The organism is Streptomyces sp. NBC_01016 (genome assembly GCF_026341035.1).
Classification (GTDB): domain Bacteria; phylum Actinomycetota; class Actinomycetes; order Streptomycetales; family Streptomycetaceae; genus Streptomyces.
This window is the reverse complement of sequence record NZ_JAPEOQ010000002.1, coordinates 4,079,584-4,095,652: the sequence shown is the minus strand read 5'-3', so window position 1 is coordinate 4,095,652 and position 16,069 is coordinate 4,079,584. Positions and strand designations below refer to the sequence as shown.

The 16,069-nt window shown below is 70.3% G+C and carries 13 protein-coding genes and 1 pseudogene; 9 read left to right on the top strand and 5 right to left on the bottom strand.

Annotation, left to right across the window (positions count from 1 at the left end; all coding sequences use genetic code 11):
- Positions 1 to 352 precede the first annotated feature (352 nt).
- Positions 353 to 1,108, top strand: coding sequence for an alpha/beta hydrolase family protein (locus tag OG746_RS45235; RefSeq protein ID WP_266718564.1), 756 nt, complete (start codon positions 353 to 355; stop codon positions 1,106 to 1,108).
- Positions 1,109 to 2,005: 897 nt separating this feature from the next.
- Here OG746_RS45235 and OG746_RS45230 read toward each other — a convergent pair.
- From OG746_RS45230 to OG746_RS45220, 3 genes are all read right to left on the bottom strand, one after another.
- The gene (locus OG746_RS45230; RefSeq protein ID WP_266718562.1) at positions 2,006 to 2,635 is read right to left on the bottom strand and encodes a hypothetical protein; all 630 of its coding nucleotides are present in this window, start codon (positions 2,633 to 2,635) and stop codon (positions 2,006 to 2,008) included.
- 523 nt (positions 2,636 to 3,158) lie between these two features.
- Positions 3,159 to 3,551, bottom strand: coding sequence for a hypothetical protein (locus OG746_RS45225; protein WP_266725444.1), 393 nt, complete (start codon positions 3,549 to 3,551; stop codon positions 3,159 to 3,161).
- A complete protein-coding gene (locus tag OG746_RS45220; protein ID WP_266725442.1) occupies positions 3,539 to 4,120 on the bottom strand; it encodes a hypothetical protein in 582 nt (193 codons plus the stop codon). The genes OG746_RS45225 and OG746_RS45220 overlap by 13 nt, the downstream gene beginning before the upstream one ends.
- Positions 4,121 to 4,573: 453 nt before the next feature.
- Between OG746_RS45220 and OG746_RS45215 the strand changes: the two genes are divergently transcribed.
- Positions 4,574 to 4,894 carry a hypothetical protein gene (locus OG746_RS45215; RefSeq protein ID WP_266725811.1) on the top strand — a complete coding sequence of 107 codons (321 nt, stop codon included), beginning with the start codon at positions 4,574 to 4,576 and terminating at the stop codon, positions 4,892 to 4,894.
- Between the two features lie 4 nt (positions 4,895 to 4,898).
- Here OG746_RS45215 and OG746_RS45210 read toward each other — a convergent pair.
- Positions 4,899 to 5,009: pseudogene (locus OG746_RS45210) on the bottom strand (TetR/AcrR family transcriptional regulator); the annotation flags it as partial.
- A gap of 165 nt (positions 5,010 to 5,174) precedes the next feature.
- Between OG746_RS45210 and OG746_RS45205 the strand changes: the two are divergent.
- The 3 genes from OG746_RS45205 (at position 5,175) to OG746_RS45195 (ending at position 8,062) form a co-directional block, all read left to right on the top strand.
- Complete coding sequence (locus OG746_RS45205; protein WP_266725440.1) at positions 5,175 to 6,773, top strand: serine/threonine-protein kinase; 1,599 nt, start codon at positions 5,175 to 5,177, stop codon at positions 6,771 to 6,773.
- Positions 6,774 to 6,876: 103 nt separating this feature from the next.
- Entirely contained in the window at positions 6,877 to 7,536 is a 660-nt protein-coding gene (locus OG746_RS45200; RefSeq protein ID WP_266725438.1) for a helix-turn-helix transcriptional regulator, read from the top strand.
- Between the two features lie 55 nt (positions 7,537 to 7,591).
- Positions 7,592 to 8,062, top strand: coding sequence for a DUF3291 domain-containing protein (locus OG746_RS45195; protein WP_266725436.1), 471 nt, complete (start codon positions 7,592 to 7,594; stop codon positions 8,060 to 8,062).
- 138 nt (positions 8,063 to 8,200) lie between these two features.
- Here OG746_RS45195 and OG746_RS45190 read toward each other — a convergent pair whose 3' ends face one another.
- A complete protein-coding gene (locus OG746_RS45190; protein ID WP_266725434.1) occupies positions 8,201 to 9,442 on the bottom strand; it encodes an ROK family transcriptional regulator in 1,242 nt (413 codons plus the stop codon).
- A gap of 265 nt (positions 9,443 to 9,707) precedes the next feature.
- On the opposite strand from OG746_RS45190, the gene OG746_RS45185 reads away from it, so the two are divergent.
- The 4 genes from OG746_RS45185 to OG746_RS45170 all read left to right on the top strand — a co-directional run bounded on the left by OG746_RS45185 (position 9,708) and on the right by OG746_RS45170 (position 16,054).
- Positions 9,708 to 11,084, top strand: a complete 1,377-nt coding sequence (locus OG746_RS45185) for an extracellular solute-binding protein (RefSeq protein WP_266725432.1) — start codon at positions 9,708 to 9,710, stop codon at positions 11,082 to 11,084.
- Positions 11,081 to 12,007, top strand: a complete 927-nt coding sequence (locus tag OG746_RS45180; protein WP_406514614.1) for a carbohydrate ABC transporter permease — start codon at positions 11,081 to 11,083, stop codon at positions 12,005 to 12,007. The genes OG746_RS45185 and OG746_RS45180 overlap by 4 nt, the downstream gene beginning before the upstream one ends.
- The gene (locus OG746_RS45175) at positions 12,007 to 12,915 is read left to right on the top strand and encodes a carbohydrate ABC transporter permease (protein WP_266725430.1); all 909 of its coding nucleotides are present in this window, start codon (positions 12,007 to 12,009) and stop codon (positions 12,913 to 12,915) included. Before OG746_RS45180 ends, OG746_RS45175 begins: the two co-directional genes overlap by 1 nt.
- A 70-nt stretch (positions 12,916 to 12,985) precedes the next feature.
- Complete coding sequence (locus OG746_RS45170; RefSeq protein ID WP_266725428.1) at positions 12,986 to 16,054, top strand: alpha-mannosidase; 3,069 nt, start codon at positions 12,986 to 12,988, stop codon at positions 16,052 to 16,054.
- Positions 16,055 to 16,069 lie beyond the last annotated feature (15 nt).

Sequence of the window (16,069 nt, the reverse complement as noted above, 5' to 3'; positions counted from 1 at the left end):
CCCTGCTCCACACACCACGCCACCACCGCCCGGCGAAACCACCGGACCGGCACCCGCCGGACCGCTATACGCCGGACCGGCACCCGCCCGGACCGCTATGCGCCGGCCCGTGCCCGCCCGGGCCGGTATGTGCCGGCCCGGCGCCCGGTGCCCGCCGGACCGTGTGCGCCGACGGGGGCCGGCGGGGGCCGCCCGGCCCTCCCCCTGAGCGGTCAGCAGTTGAACTGTCGAGAGGAGTGATCAGCGCGTGACATGCTGCTCACCGGCTCGCGCGTGGCACCGGCCGGTGCCACGCGCGCCCCCGTCCCCCGACCGGTTCCTGCCTAGGTGAGCACCACAGATGAAAGAAAAAGTGAGATTCCCCAGCGTCGTCGGCCCCGAACTGGCCGGAGTGATCGACCTGCCGGAGGGCGAGGTCCGCGGCTGGGGACTCTTCGCGCACGGCTTCACCCTCGGCAAGGACTCGCCGGCCGCCTCCCGCGTCAGCAAGCAACTGGCCCGCGAGGGCATCGGCATGCTCCGCTTCGACAACCTCGGCATCGGCGGCTCCGACGGCGACTGGGGAGACGGCTCCTTCACCGTCAAGGTCCAGGACACCATCCAAGCCGCGGCCTTCATGGCCGAGCGCGGGACTCCCGTGGATCTGCTGGTCGGCCACTCCTGGGGCGGCGCCGCCGCCCTCGCCGCCGCCCGCGACATCCCCGGCCTGCGCGCCCTGGCCACCATCGCCGCACCCGTCGACCCCAGCCACGTCGAGCGCCAGTACGACACGGTCCTGGACCGCGTACTCAGCGAGGGCTCCCACGAATGGTTCGTCGGCGGACGCACCCTCGTCCTCAAACGTGCCTTCGTCGAGGACGTCCGCAAGGCGCATCTGCGCGAGACGATCGGCGAACTGAACCTTCCGCTGCTGGTCGCGCACTCCCCCACCGACTCCACCGTCGACATCGACAACGCCGCGGAAATCTTCCAGGAAGCCCGCCACCCCCGCAGCTTCATCTCCCTCGAAGGCGCCGACCACCTGCTGACCGCGCGGGGGCAGGCGCAGCGCGCCGCGCACATCATCAGCGCCTGGGCCGACCAGTACCTCGACGAGCCACGGCCCTGACCACACCGCCCCACGCCGGGGCCGGCACTTGATCGCCCGCCCCGGCGCACCGACCGGCCCTCGAGCAGACGGGCATCCGCCGCCGTGAGACGTGAACCAGGCCACACGCGGTACACCGTCGCTCCGGTCCCGGCCGGCCCCACCCCCCGCGGCCGGACACGGCACAGCACGCCACCGGCTCCCGAGCGCGAGACACACACGCAGCACTACACCATCGAGCGGCGCGCCAGCCTTCTTAAGACCTGTCGTCAAACTCCCGTCGTCGCCCCAAGGGCGGCCCGACGGCCTAATGGGGCCACCCCTGCTCGAGCGAAGCCGAGAGCTTGGGGAAACGTGCGACCGCAAGGCGCCGGAAAGCCCTCGTAGCGGAGCTACTCAGGCCTTTCGGCAACGCCGCGAGCGTGTCAGACGCCGCCGGGCAGACGGGAGTTTGACGACAGAACCTTCGGCAATGGCGCGGCTTCGCCACCCATGGGGACGGCGTGGCGGAAGTGGCCTTGCAGCCCAAGCCCGCGCACCTTTCCCCCGGTTGAGATGGAAAGGGATCCACCCCGTCCCCGTCTCCGGCACCACCCAATTCGGCGCCCGCGGGCCGCACCAGGACGCACGCGAACAGGATCCCCGCGCGCGACCGGCGAGACGGAACCCCTTGGCCGCAAGCCCTCACGCCCCAAGCCGCCGGCCGAGCAGAAGCGGCATGCGCCCTCGCCCCGACCCGGGACAGGAAGCTCGGCCACAACCGTTCCTGACGTCGTGTGCCAGCACCGGCACCGTCCAGCCACCCATGCCGGTGCGCTCTGCCGGCTACCGGTGAACGGACCGCTCCCGGTCGCCCGCAAGGGAGGGGCCGGCCCGTGCGGGCCGGCCCCTCCCCCCACCTCGAGTTGCCCCAGGCACCTACAACGACGGCAGCGTCTGTGCCGGGGAGACGCCCGGCAGCGACGGCAGCTTCGGCAGACCCTTCAGGTCCGGCGCCGGCAGATCACCACCGAGCACGATCGCAACCACCACATTCACCGTCCCGGTCAACGTCGCCTGCAGCGCCGCGGCCGTCGCCTTCGCATCCCCCGCAGCCGACGCCTTCACCAAAGCGTCCACCTTGGCCTGCAGGTCCGCCGCCGCCTTCGCGACAAGCTCGGCGCCCGGGGCCTGCCCACCGGCACCCGGCGCACCCCCCTTGTCAGCCGCCGCCTTCGCACCGGCCGTCAGACCGTCCAGCGCCTTCTTCACGCCGGCCGCATGCCCGGCGGCCTCCTCCTTGGACAACTTGCCGCCGGGCGCCTTCAGCACACCGGCAACAAGGCCGGTCACCGGCTGCAGAACCGCGCCCGCCCCCGCCAGCGCCGCATTCTGCTTCGCCAGCGCATCCGCCCCCGGAACCGGAGCAACGGACGCACCGGACACACCACCGGCCCGCGAATCCATCACCGACGAGAACGCCGGACCGGCCGGACCGGCCACACCCAACGCGAGCGCACCACACAACACGGCGGACCCCAAGACACCGACCTTCCGGGAAAAACGCATAACCCACCTTTTCGCGATTGCGGTTGACGAGCACTACACCCCGCCACCCTGCAAACACCACACACACCCCGCAACCACAACAACACACCCAGCAACACCCACACAACCCAACAAAAGACCCCCCACCACACAATTCCCAGCCCCACCCGAACCTCCCACACACACAACCAAAAGAATCACCCCCAGAAACCCACCACCCACCACCCAGCACCCACCACCCAGCACCACCCTGGCAAAACCCTCGGACCAGCACCCCCAGAACAACCACCGACCAAAAAACCAGCACAACACCCCAGCCACCCCCACCACAGCGGCCTGCCGACCAGCCGCCACGGCAGCACGGAAGACGGCCAGCCAGTCGGCACTCCCGGCCCTCAGCCACTCCAGCGCACTGCCGGCCGAGGACAGGCCCACAGCGCCGCACCAACCGGCAGCCGGCAGCCGGCAGCCGGAGCACCATGGACCAGTTCCAACCAACCCCAAAACAATCACAGGCAAACAGACACAAGAGATCGTGCAGGCGCTAGCGGTCCCGGTCGGTGCCGAGCAGCCCTGCCTCCACCAGTTCCTCGGGGGTGTCCTCGGCGTCGTACAGGTGCTGTCCGGTCAGTCGGGCCGCGGGCGGGGCACCGGTGTCCGGGCCCGGAACGAGGGAGAGGCGGCGGAAGAGGCGGGCGCCCGCCGGGGTGAGCTGACGGTAGGACAGGTCGAAGGCGGCCGCCACGCGCAGCGCCAACCGAAGATGCCTGCAGCACCGGGCGACGTCGGCTAGAGCGGCCGGATCGGCCTGCGCCCGCTCCGGTCCGACGAGCGTGGTCAGGAACGCGGCCGCCTCGTCGGGACTCAGTTCGCCCAACGGAATGCGGTGCACGCTCTCCAGGCCCGTGAGCATGCGCCGGCTCGTCACCACGACCATGCCCGCTCCGGCGCCCGGCAACAGCGGGCGCACCTGGGCCTCGTCCCGGGCGTTGTCGAGGACCAGCAGGACCCGCTGGTCGGCCAGCAGGCGACGGTACAGTCCGGCGTGTCCCTGGGGCCGGCCTTCGCGAGGTCCCGGTCGGCGACCTGGAGCGCCTTGAGGACGCCGAGCATCAACTCGGCGGGGTCCGGCGGCGCTTCGTCCATGCCGCGCAGGTCCACTACCAGCTGCCCGTCCGGGAACCGGTCCGCGAGGTCCCGTGCGGCGTGGAGGGCGAGCGTCGTCTTGCCCGTTCCCGGTGGGCCGGACACCGCGACCGCCACCGGGTGGGACCGCGCGCTCCACGGTCCGCTGGTCACCTCGGCCAGGCCCTGGGAGGCGACGCGCTCCGCGAGTTTCGTGAGCTGGGCGAGTTCCTGTTCGCGTCCGACGAAGTCGTCGATGCCGCGGGGGAAGGACCGTACGCCCGTGGGGCTGTATCCGGTGCCGCGATCGCCGCGGGCGACCTCCAGGAGCCGGTCCCGGACCGCCCCGCTCGGTCCGAGGCTGTCGGCGAGCGCGGCCACGGTACGCCGTTGCGGCGCGGCCTTCCGTCCCCGCTCCAGGTCACCGATGCCGCGGACGCTGACGCCCGAGGCCTCCGCCAGGCCTCCATGGTCAGCGACGCGGCCGGCCGGAATTCCCGCAGCACCCCGAACTACTCCCGCTCAGCGCCCATCCGGCCCCCTCATCACCGTCAGGCCTTCACGCCAACCCCCGGTCTTGATCACCAAAACAGTACGAGACTTCCGTAACCGGGTTGATGTAGTCCGATGAACTGAACGGAACGTGTTCCCAAGGAAGCGCTCCGCCTCGATGCCCTCTGACTTTCGGCCCGATCTGGCTCTGCCCACGGGCCCGGCACGCGGCGGAGTACGGTGCCAGTACCGGGTGTGTGTCGCATGCCGTCGCCCTTTTCGGTGTCGCTCTCGGGGAATGGCAAGCCGGGGAGCCCGCCGGCTCCCGAGGACGGAAGACCGATGTATTCGCAATCCTCGATTTCCAGCCGTCGCAGCGGTCGCTCGACACCGACCGAAGAGGCACTCTTCGGTCTGACCTGCGTCATCTGCGGCACGGACTACCGGACCACGCCGACCGCGGACGCCTTCGTCGTCTCGCGCGGCGATGAGGGACCGACGCTCGCGTGCCGGGGCGTGTGCGCCCGGATGGCCAGTGGGTCGACCACCGGTCTGGACGAGGCGCCGCTGCCGCTGGCCGAGCGCGTACGCCGCTACGAGGCCGAACTCGCCAGAAGGCAGGCCGCTCAGGCCGAGGACGGCCGACCGGACAGCGATGCATGAGGCCGATGGCCCGCGCCCCGGGTCCTGACCGACCGACCTGAAGGAACAAGGAGCCCAACGGGCAGTGGTCACCCTGACGTTCCCAGCGGCCCACAACCACGTCCCGCCACCGCCGAGGCGACGGAGGCGGTCCCCTCATCCTCCTGGTTGAATCGCGGGGCCGATACGGGCCGGCGTACTCATCGGGGTCCCTGGTGTCTACGGTGGTGGTGAGATTGCCCAGGCTTCAAGGTTCGGCAGGAACCTGAAGGGCCGACAGGAGACGGGTGGAGTGCGGGCCATGGGGGACGAGCGTGCGAGCGGCGCGGGGCACGGACGGGTGATCGCCGGGCGTTATCGCGTCGTCGGGCGGCTCGGCAGTGGCGGGATGGGGACCGTCTGGCGGGCCGTCGACGAGCGGCTGGGGCGCGAGGTCGCCGTCAAGGAGCTTCGGTCGTTCGACGGCGCCGACGGGCCTGATCCTACCGAGCAGCGGTTGCGGATGGAGCGCGAGGCGCGGGCGGCCGCGCGGGTACGCCACCACGGTGTGGTCGCCGTGCACGACGTCGTCGAGCACGAGGGCCGTCCGGTGATCGTGATGGAGTTGGTGGACGGCGAGTCGCTCCAGGGACTGTTGCAGCGGCGTGGCCCCCTCGATCCCGTAGAGGCGGCTCGTATCGGCGCCGAGGTGTCGGACGCGCTCGCGGCCGCACACCGGGCCGGGGTGTGGCACCGGGACGTCAAGCCCAGCAACATTCTGCTCGAGCACGGTGGCCGGGTCGTGCTCACCGACTTCGGGATCGCCGCGCTCCAGGAGCCGGATGATGGCGCCGCCACACGGATCACGCGCAGTGGCGAGCTGGTGGGTTCGCTGGACTACCTCGCGCCCGAGCAGGCTCGCGGCGGCGACGTGGGGCCCGCCACGGATGTGTGGGCGCTGGGTGCCTCGTTGTACTCGGCCGTCGAGGGTGCGCCGCCGTTCCGGCGGACCTCCACGTGGTCGACGATCACGGCGATAGTGACGGAACCGCTGCCCGAACCGCGGCGAGCCGGGCCTCTGGCGCCCGCGCTGGCCGAGCTGTTGGACAAGGATCCGGCGCTGCGGGCCGACGCCGTGCGGGCCGCGCAGTTGTTGAGGGCCACGGCCGCGGGTGAGCCGCTGCCACCCCGATCCCCCGACACCATGCGGCTGCGCCGGCCGGAGGCAGGGACAGAGACACAGGCAGAGCAGCAGGTGTCCGGACCTGACCCCCATGCCTTCGCCGCCGGGGCGTCCCCCATGGCCGCTCCACCGCGACACCCCGGACCGGCCGGCGCGGAGACCCTCAGCGCGCAGCGTGGCGACACTCGGCGACGCGGCACCGTCGCCGTCGCGGTCGCCGCGGCGCTGCTCGTCGGGGCCGGCGCCACGTACCTCGTGACCAGCCAGGGCGGCGACGAGGGGAGCGGAAGTGCGGCGGGGACCGTCGCCGCAGATCGCTCCAAGTCGCCGACGCCGCCGTCACATTCGCCTTCCGACCCGCCGTCCGGTACCCCGTCGGCAACGCCTCCCGCGACCGTCACCCCCAGCGCCTCCACGAGCGCCGCTCCCAGCGTCTCCGCGAGTGCCACCCCCTCCCCCGCCTGCACACACATCGGCGGCGGCAGGTCCAACTGCCGCGTGTGGCGCTCCGCCACCTCGTACGACTCCCAGCACCGCCCCGTCGGCACCATCCGCCCGGGCACCAACTACTTCTACTGCCAGGCCAAGCGGCCGCAGCGGGAAACCCACGGGGAGTGGACGAACGCCTGGTGGGCGAAGACCGATGACGACAGCGGCAACTCCGGGGTGTTCGTCAGCGATGTGTATCTCACCGGCGGGAAGAACGATCAGCCGGTGCCGGGCCTCGCGGTGTGTTGAGGACGCAGCGGACCCGACCGCGCGCCGCACGCCTCGCGCCGCATGCCTCGCGCCTCGTGCCTCGCGCTCTATCGGGGGCCCTCGTTGGTCATAGACTCGACGCGTGACCAATGACGATTCCGCATTCGCAGCAGTGGGCGCGCTGAGCGACCCCGTACGCCGTCGCCTCTACCGCTACGTCGCCGCCCAACCGGACGACGTAGGACGTGACGCGGCCGCGGAGGCGGTCGGTGTCTCGCGGTCGCTTGCCGCGTTCCACTTGGACAAGCTGGTCGAGGCGGGGCTGCTCGTCCCGTCGTCGCGGCGGCTGTCCGGGCGCACCGGTCCAGGAGCGGGGCGGCCGGCGAAGGTGTACCGGCGCGGGGAGGGCGAGCACGCCGTGTCCCTCCCGCCCCGGTCCTACGATTCCGTCAGTCATCTGCTCGCCTCGACCGTGGAAAACGCGGGCCTGGACCGGGAGTTGCAGGAGGCCGCCCGGTCCGCGGGGGCGGCGCAGCCCGACGTGGCCGCCGACGATCTGGTCGACGTGCTGAGCGAGCGCGGTTATCAACCCTATTGGGACGAGGAGACGTTGCGGCTGCGCAACTGCCCCTTCCACTCGTTGGCCGAGGAGTTCCCCGCCCTCATCTGCGGGATGAATCTCGCACTTCTGGAGGGACTCGCACCCGCGGCGTGGTCGCCGGCGATGGATCCGCGCCCGGGCGGCTGCTGCGTGGCGCTCCGCCGGAACTCCGAGCAGGATTCCGCTCGCGAATCCGGGTGAATTTCTAAAACAAGCGAGTGTTGACTATAGAAACGGGCTCGGCCATGCTGAGCCCATGACCGACTTCCACCTCGCACAGGTCAACATCGGCCGCCTCGTCGCCCCGCTGACCGGACCCGAGCTCGCCGACTTCGTCGCACAGCTCCCCGAGATCAACGCGCTCGCCGACGGCAGCCCCGGATTCATCTGGCGCATGGTCGGCGACGAAGGGGAGGACGCCACCGACCTCCGGCCCGACAGCGACGACGACATGGTCATCATCAACTGCTCCGTCTGGGAGTCGGTCGAGGCGCTGCGCGCGTTCACGTACCACAGCGATCACCTGCGGGTGCTGAGCCGCCGCCGCGAGTGGTTCCAGCGCATGGCCGAGGCATACCAGGCCCTGTGGTGGGTGCCGGCCGGCCATCGGCCGAGCGCCGCCGAGGCGATGGAGCGGGTCTCACGGATCCGTCAACACGGTCCGGGGCCCGAGGCGTTCACCTTCCGCGCCCCCTATCCGGCACCAGCCGCGACCGCCGGCCGGTGACAGGCAGGCTGTCACCACCGTGACCGGCGCGGGCGCCGCCGTGTCGCCGCCGGTGGCGGGAGCCGGAGCGGGAGCGAGGGACGTTCCGTGGGCGGCATCCCGCGCCGGAGCGCCGCTCCCCCGCGTACAAGCGCCCCCTCACCCCGACACCTCTGTCAACATCCCCCACCCCGGCGCGTAACGCCCATACAGCACAAGCGACGCCGCCCCTACTGCCCCCGCTGTCTCACCAATCAGACTCGGCTCCACCACCACACCACCCAACGCACGAGCCACCGACGTCGTATTGATCGCCTTGTCGATCTCCTCGCCCAGCACCTGTTCCACCCCGACGAGCGCCTCGCCGCCCAGTACCACCCGGCTCACGTCGAGCAGCGCCACCGCCCCTCGCACCGCCTGCCCCATCCGACGCCCCGCCAGGCGCACCACATCGAGCGCCGCTTCGTCCCCCGCGCCCGCCGCGCGCCGTAACAGCTTCCAGTCGGCGCGTACCGCACCAGGGACACCACTCAGGCCGATCCGTCGTGCAGCCGTACCTCCGTGTCGGGTGAACAGGTCCTCGACCAGCGCGGCGGGGTTGCAGTACGGGCCCAGGCAACCGTCGCTACCGCAGTCGCAGCGGCGGCCACCCGGCTCGGTCTGGGCGTGGCCGATCTCGCCCGCGTTGCCCGAATCACCGCGCAGCACATGACCACCCAGCATGACGCCCGCGCCGATACCCGCACCCATGTACAGGTACAGGAAGCCGTCCGCGCGTTTCTCGCCGCCGATCCAGCGCTCGCCGATCGCCGCGGCCGTCGCATCGTTGTCCATCGCGACCGGCATGCCCGTCGCCTGCGCGAACATGTCGAGCAGGGGTACGCGCCGCCAGCCGTCGAAGTTGGGCGGGTCCACGACCGCGCCCGTCTCCGCGTCGATGGGGCCCGGCGCCGCGATGCCCAGGCCCAGGAGCCGGCTGCGGTCGATCGCGGCGCGCTCCGGCAGCCGCAGCGCCGCGCGCGCCACCCGGTCGACCACCTCGGCGGGATCGCTGGGGCGTGGCAGTGCGAAGCGGCGGCTGAGCAATATCGATCCGGCGAGGTCCACGAGGACGATCACGGCGGCGTCCGGGTCGAGGTGCACCCCGAGGGCGTAGGCGCCGTCGGCTCGCGGGGTGAGCAGGGTGCGGCGTTTGCCGCCGCTGGAGGGTGCGTGGCCCGACTCGGCGATCAGGCCCTCGTCGAGCAGTCTGCGTACGACGTTGGACACCGTCTGGTTGGTGAGTCCGGTCAGTGGGCCCAACTCGACGCGGCTCACCGGCCCTTTGGTGCGGATGGCGGCCAGGACGACGGCCTGGTTGTAGCCGCCGACCCTGGGCAGGTTGGTGCCGCTGCGCGCCATGGCGTTCCTCCCTTCGGGCAAGTCCGCCCCGGCACTCCCGCCAACTCGTGGCCGGCGCACCGGGTTTCGGCGTCGAGATTATGCAGCAGGCGTTGACTTAGTCCATCCATTGGATTTAGGTAATCGCCAACGCATCACGCACAACGCCCGCATCGTCGGTGGCTTCCGCATCGCCACCCGACCGGTGCATCGCAACACCTCTGGTACCGCCTGCAGTTGAGCGCCCGTCTTCGGGTGCCGAGCCGCCACCTCCTGGAGGAACCCCTTGCGCAAGAAGCTTTTCGCCGCCCTCGCGGTCACCATCGCGACAACGTTGTCCGCAACCGCTTGCGGTGGTTCCGGATCCTCCGCCGGTGGCGACTCGATCAAGGTCGTCTACTGGCAGCACCTGGATCAGAACGACCACAAGCAGCAGAAATTCCTCGCCTCGATGAAGAAGTCGTTCGAGAAGGCCCACCCGGGCAAGAAGGTCCAGATCGTTCCGGTCACGGCCTCCGAGAACGACTACTACACGAAGATCCAGCTGATGATGCGGTCACCCTCGACCGCGCCCGACCTGGTCTACGAGGACACCGCGCTGATCAACTCCGACATCGCCAGCGGCTATCTCAAGCCGCTCGACGAGTACGTGTCCAAGTGGTCGGACTGGGGCAAGTTCGCGAAGGCGGCCAAGGACGCCGTCTCCTCCCCCACCGACGGCAAGACGTACGCCGTTCCGGACGACACCGACACCCGTGGCATCTGGTACAACCAGAAGCTGTTGAAGAAGGCGGGCATCAAGACGCCCTGGCAGCCGAAGAGTTGGCAGGAGCTGCTCGACACCGCGCGCACGTTGAAGAAGAAGCTGCCCGGTGTCATTCCGATGAATCTCTACACCGGTCAGGCCGGTGGTGAGCAGTCCACCATGCAGGGCTTCGAGATGCTGCTGTACGGGACCGATGCTGCCGGTGACTCCCTGTACGACGCCAAGAAGAAGAAGTGGATCGTCGGCTCGCAGGGCTTCCAGGACGCGCTGAAGTTCGTGCACAGCGTCTACGACGAGGACCTGGGCCTGGACAAGTCCACCGCGCTCGGCCCGAACGCGGGCACCGAGGTGGGTACGAAGCTGCTGCCGAAGAGCAAGCTCGCCATCAACATCGACGGTTCCTGGATGGCCAACAACTGGCTGAAGACCGGCCCGAGCCCGTGGCCCGACTGGGCGAAGACGATGAAGTCCGCCGCCATGCCGACTCAACACGGTCAGGCGCCCGGCAAGGTCAGCATGTCCGGCGGGTGGGCCTGGTCGATTCCGTCGAAGGCCAAGAATCCCGATCTGGCCTGGCAGTTCACCAAGGCGATCAAGAACAAGGACAACTCGGTGAAGTGGAACATCATCGAGTCCACGACCGCCGTGCGCACCGACGTGGCCGCCGACCCGAAGTACCTCAACGCCACGCCGACCAACAAGTTCTTCACCGACCTGGTGAAGTACACCCACTTCCGCCCGGCGCTGCCGAAGTACCCGCAGGTCTCCAACGCCGTCACCAAGGCCATGGAGTCCGTGACCACCGGGCAGGCCTCGGTGGGCGAGGCCGCCAAGACCTATGACCAGGACCTGGCCACGGCCGTCGGCCCGGACGCCACCGTCAAGGGCGCCCGATGAAATCCGCCGTCGCCACCGCCGGTTCCACCGCCCCCGGTGGGCGCGCGGCGGGCCGCAGCGCCGCGAGTCGCTCACTGCTGCGCGGCATGCCGCTGCTGCCGTCGATCGTCCTGCTGGCCGTGTTCCTGGCCGGACCGATCCTGTACTGCGTCTACGACGCGTTCACCGACGCCCAGCTGACGGGTGCCGCCGAGACGAACTTCGTCGGCCTGGACAACTTCACGCGGGCGCTCGACGATCCGAACTTCCTCAACGCCCTGTGGCTGACCCTGGTGTTCGTCGTCGGCTCCGCCGTCATCGGGCAGAACACCCTCGGCCTGAGCCTCGCGGTGATGGCCGAGAAGGCCACCAAGCCGCTGCGTACGCTCACCAACGGTGTCGTGATCGCCGCCTGGGTGCTGCCCGAGGTGGTAGCCGGGTACCTGATGTACGCGTTCTTCTACAAGCAGGGCGCGCTCAACGACGTCCTCGGCTTCCTGGGGCTGCCGCAGCAGAACTGGCTGTACACCCTGCCGATCCTCGCGGTGTGTCTCGCCAATGTGTGGCGCGGCACCGCGTTCTCGATGATGGTGTACTCCGCCGCGCTCAACGAGGTGCCGCGCGAGCTGGTCGAGGCCGCCGAGATGGACGGCGCGGGTGTGTGGCACCGGCTGTGGCACGTGACGCTGCCGGTGATCCGCCGCACCATCATGACGAACCTGATGCTGATCACCCTGCAGACGCTCTCGGTCTTCGGGCTGATCTACGCCATGACGCGGGGCGGGCCCGGCAACAAGAGCCAGACCCTGCCGGTGTTCATGTACCAGCAGGCGTTCCAGAACAGCATGATCGGCTACGGCACCGCGATCGCGCTGGTGCTGCTGGTCGTGGGCGCGCTGTTCTCCGCCGTGTATCTGAAGCTGCTCAAGGTGGAGGAGGACTGATGGCGACCACCGATCTGCTGCCCGCTGCCGAGGCCGGCCGCGCCGACGGCGGCGCCCGGCCGTCTCCCGCGGCGGGCACGGCACGCCGCCGGATCCGTCCCGGACGTATCGCCGTCAACGTCGTCCTGCTGGTGATCAGCCTGCTGTTCGTGCTGCCGCTGGTGTGGATGGTGTTCGCGTCGTTCAGCTCGACGGCCAGCTTCGAGCTGAGCGTTCCCTCGCCGCCGACGCTGGACAACTTCCACGCGATCCTGAACACCGAAACGACGTTCCGGCCGCTGCTCAACGGGCTGCTGCTGTGCGGCGGGGCGACCCTGCTGTGCGTGGTCACGTCGATCCTGGCGGCGTATCCGCTCTCGCGCTACCGCTCGCGGCTGCGCCGCCCGTTCCTGTACACCGTGCTGTTCACCACCGGGCTGCCCATCACCGCCGTGATGATCCCCGTGTACAGCATGTTCGTGCAGGTCGAGCTGATCGACTCGATGTTCGCGACGACGCTGTTCCTGGCGGCCTCCGCGCTGCCGATCGGGATCTGGCTGATGAAGAACTTCATGGACGGGGTGCCCATCGTCCTGGAGGAAGCCGCGCGGATCGACGGCGCGAACGCCATGCAGTCGCTGGGGCGTGTGGTGCTGCCGCTGATGTGGCCGGGTGTCACCGTCGTCACCGTGTTCACCTTCATCAGCATGTGGGGCAACTTCTTCGTGCCGTTCGTGCTGCTGCTGTCGCCGGAGAAGCTGCCGGCGTCGGTGAGTGTGTTCACGTTCCTCAGTGCCCATGACCAGACGCAGTACGGGCAGCTGGCCGCGTTCTCCCTCGTGTACACGCTGCCCGTGGTGATGCTGTACCTGCTGCTGACCCGCAAGCTGGGCGGCGGGTTCGCCCTCGGCGGCGCCCTCAAGGGCTGAGCCCGCACCCCCGGGAGGTCCCAACTTCCCTCCCGTGCAGTCCTGTTCAACGCTCTTCGAAAGGTGTTCTGTGCACTCCGACCGCGACATCGTCCAGCACCGCCTCCGGCGCGTCCTCGACGAACGCATCCGGCCCGCCGTCCACGCCACCTCCGTCCCCCTGGAGATCGGCATCTGGCAGGTGCCGGGCGAGCCCGTCCCCGTCGCCGAGGGTCTCGCCGCCGACTACCGGCCCACCGAAGTGGGCGCGCCCTGGGGCCCCGCCTGGACGACCAACTGGTTCAAGGTCAGCGGCCGCGTCCCCGAGGAGTGGGCGGGCCGGCGTGTGGAGGCCGTCGTCGACCTCGGCTTCGGTACCACCGAGCCGGGATTCTCCGCCGAGGGCCTGGCGTACCGGCCCGACGGCACGGCCGTGAAGGCGCTCAACCCGCGCAACACCTGGCTGCCGGTGGCCGCACAGGCCGTCGGGGGCGAGGAGTTCGTCTGCTACGTCGAGGCCGCGGCGAACCCGCTCGTCATGCACTCGGGGCCCGATGACCGCACCTTCGCCATCACGCCGCTGGGCGGTCGCGCCCCGTGGCTGGACGAGGAGGGCGCCTCGAACGGTGAGCCGATCTACCGGCTGCGCCGCCTCGACCTGGCCGTCTTCGACGCGGAGGTGTACGACCTCGTCCACGACATGGAGGTCCTCGACCAGCTGATGCGGGAGCTGCCCGAGCAGTCGCCGCGCCGCTGGCAGATCCTGCGGGCGCTGTCCTCCGCGCTGGACGCCGTGGACCTCCAGGACATCGGCGGCACCGCGGCCGCCGCCCGCGCGATCCTCGCCCCGGCCCTCGCCTCACAGGCCGCGGCCGGCGAGCACCGCATCTCGGCGATCGGGCACGCCCACATCGACACGGCGTGGCTGTGGCCGCTGCGCGAGACGGTGCGCAAGGTCGCGCGTACCGTCTCCAATGTCACCCAACTGATGGACGAGCATCCGGAGTTCCGCTTCGTGATGTCCCAGGCGCAGCAGCTGGCCTGGCTCAAGGAGCACCGGCCCGAGGTGTACGAGCGGGCCCAGGAGAAGGCGAAGACGGGGCAGTTCGTGCCCACGGGCAGCCTGTGGGTGGAGCCGGACACCAACATCACCGGGGGTGAGGCGCTGGCCCGCCAGTTCATCCACGGCAAGCGGTTCTATCTCGACGAGTTCGGTGTCGAGACCGAGGACATGTGGCTGCCGGACACCTTCGGCTACAACGCGGCGATGCCGCAGCTGATGAAGCTGGCCGGGGTGCGCTGGTTCCTCACGCAGAAGATCTCGTGGAACACCACGAACAAGTTCCCGCACCACACGTTCTGGTGGGAGGGCATCGACGGCACCCGTATCTTCAGCCACTTCCCGCCGGTCGACACGTACAACAGTGATCTGTCCGGCGCGGAGGTCGCGCACAGTGTGCGCAACTTCCAGGACAAGGGCGCGGCGAACCGTTCGCTCGCCCCGTTCGGTTACGGCGACGGCGGTGGCGGCCCCACCCGCGAGATGCTCGCGCGCGCCGAGCGCCTCGCGGACCTGGAGGGTTCGGCGCGCGTCGAGATCGAGAAGCCGGGCGACTTCTTCGCCAAGGCCCTGGAGGAGTACCCGGACGCGCCGGTGTGGGTGGGCGAGCTGTACCTGGAGTTCCACCGGGGCACGCTCACCAGCCAGATCGCCACCAAGCAGGGCAACCGGCGCAGCGAACACCTGCTGCGGGAGGCCGAGTTGTGGGCGGCGACGGCGGCGCTGCGCACGGGGGTGGCGTACCCGTACGAGGCGATCGACCGGCTGTGGAAGACGGTGCTGCTGCACCAGTTCCACGACATCCTGCCGGGTACGTCGATCGCGTGGGTGCACCGGGAGGCGGAGGAGACGTACCGTCAGGTCGCGGCCGAGCTGGGCGAGTTGATCGGGTCGGCGCAGGAAGCTCTCGCGGGGCCGGCCGCCGAGGACGGCTCGCGGGTCGTCTTCAACGCCGCTCCGCACGCCCGCTCGGGCGCCGCCGCCCTGGGCACGACGGTGCGCCGCGAGCCCCAGGCGGTCACGGTCGACCCGCAGGCGCAGGACGGCGGATTCGTCCTGGACAACGGCCTGGTCCGTATCGTCATCGACGAGCGGGGCCTGGTCACCTCGGCGTACGACATCGAGGGTGAGCGGGAGGCGCTGCCGCCGGGTGCGGTGGCCAACCTGCTCCAGCTGCACCAGGACTTCCCGAACCAGTGGGACGCCTGGGACCTGGACGCCTTCTACCGCAACACCGTCACGGATCTGACGGCAGCGGAGTCGGTGACCGCCGTGGACGGCGGCGTCCGCATCGTGCGTGCCTTTGGTGACTCGCGTATCGAGCAGACCCTCGCGCTCGCGCCGGGCACCCGCCGCCTGGACGTCGACACGGTCCTCGACTGGCACGAGACGGAGAAGCTGCTCAAGGCGGCGTTCCCGCTGGACGTGCGGGCCGGGCACTCCACGGCGCAGGTGCCCTTCGGGCATGTCGAACGGCCCACGCACACCAACACCAGCTGGGACGCCGCCAAGTTCGAGGTGTGCGCGCACCGCTTCGTGCACGTCGGCGAGCGGGGCTGGGGCGCGGCCCTGGTCAACGACTCGACGTACGGGCACGACGTCACGCGTGACGTCCGCGAGGACGGCGGCACCACGACGACGGTCCGGCTGTCCCTGGCCCGCGCGCCGCGCTTCCCCGACCCCGACACCGACACCGACCAGGGCACGCACCGGCTGCGCTATGCCCTGCTGATCGGCGCGGACGTCGACGACGCGATCCGCGAGGGCTACCACCTCAACCTGCCCGAGCGGACGGTGTCCGGCTCGGCGGAGGTGGCACCGCTGGTCGCCATCGACAACCCCGCCGTGGTGGTCGAGGCGGTCAAGCTCGCCGACGACCGCTCGGGCGACGTCGTGGTCCGCCTGTACGAGTCCCGGGGCGCCCGCGCCACGGCTCTCCTGACCCCCGGTTTCCGCCTCGCCTCGGCGACGGCCACGGACCTGCTGGAGCGCCCGCGCGCTGCCGACGAGCCCGCGTGCGAGGTCACGGACGACGGGGTGCGGCTGCGACTGCGGCCGTTCCAGATCCTGACGGTGCGTTTGGCAGCCGTACGAGACTGAGTGCGCGGCAGGTGT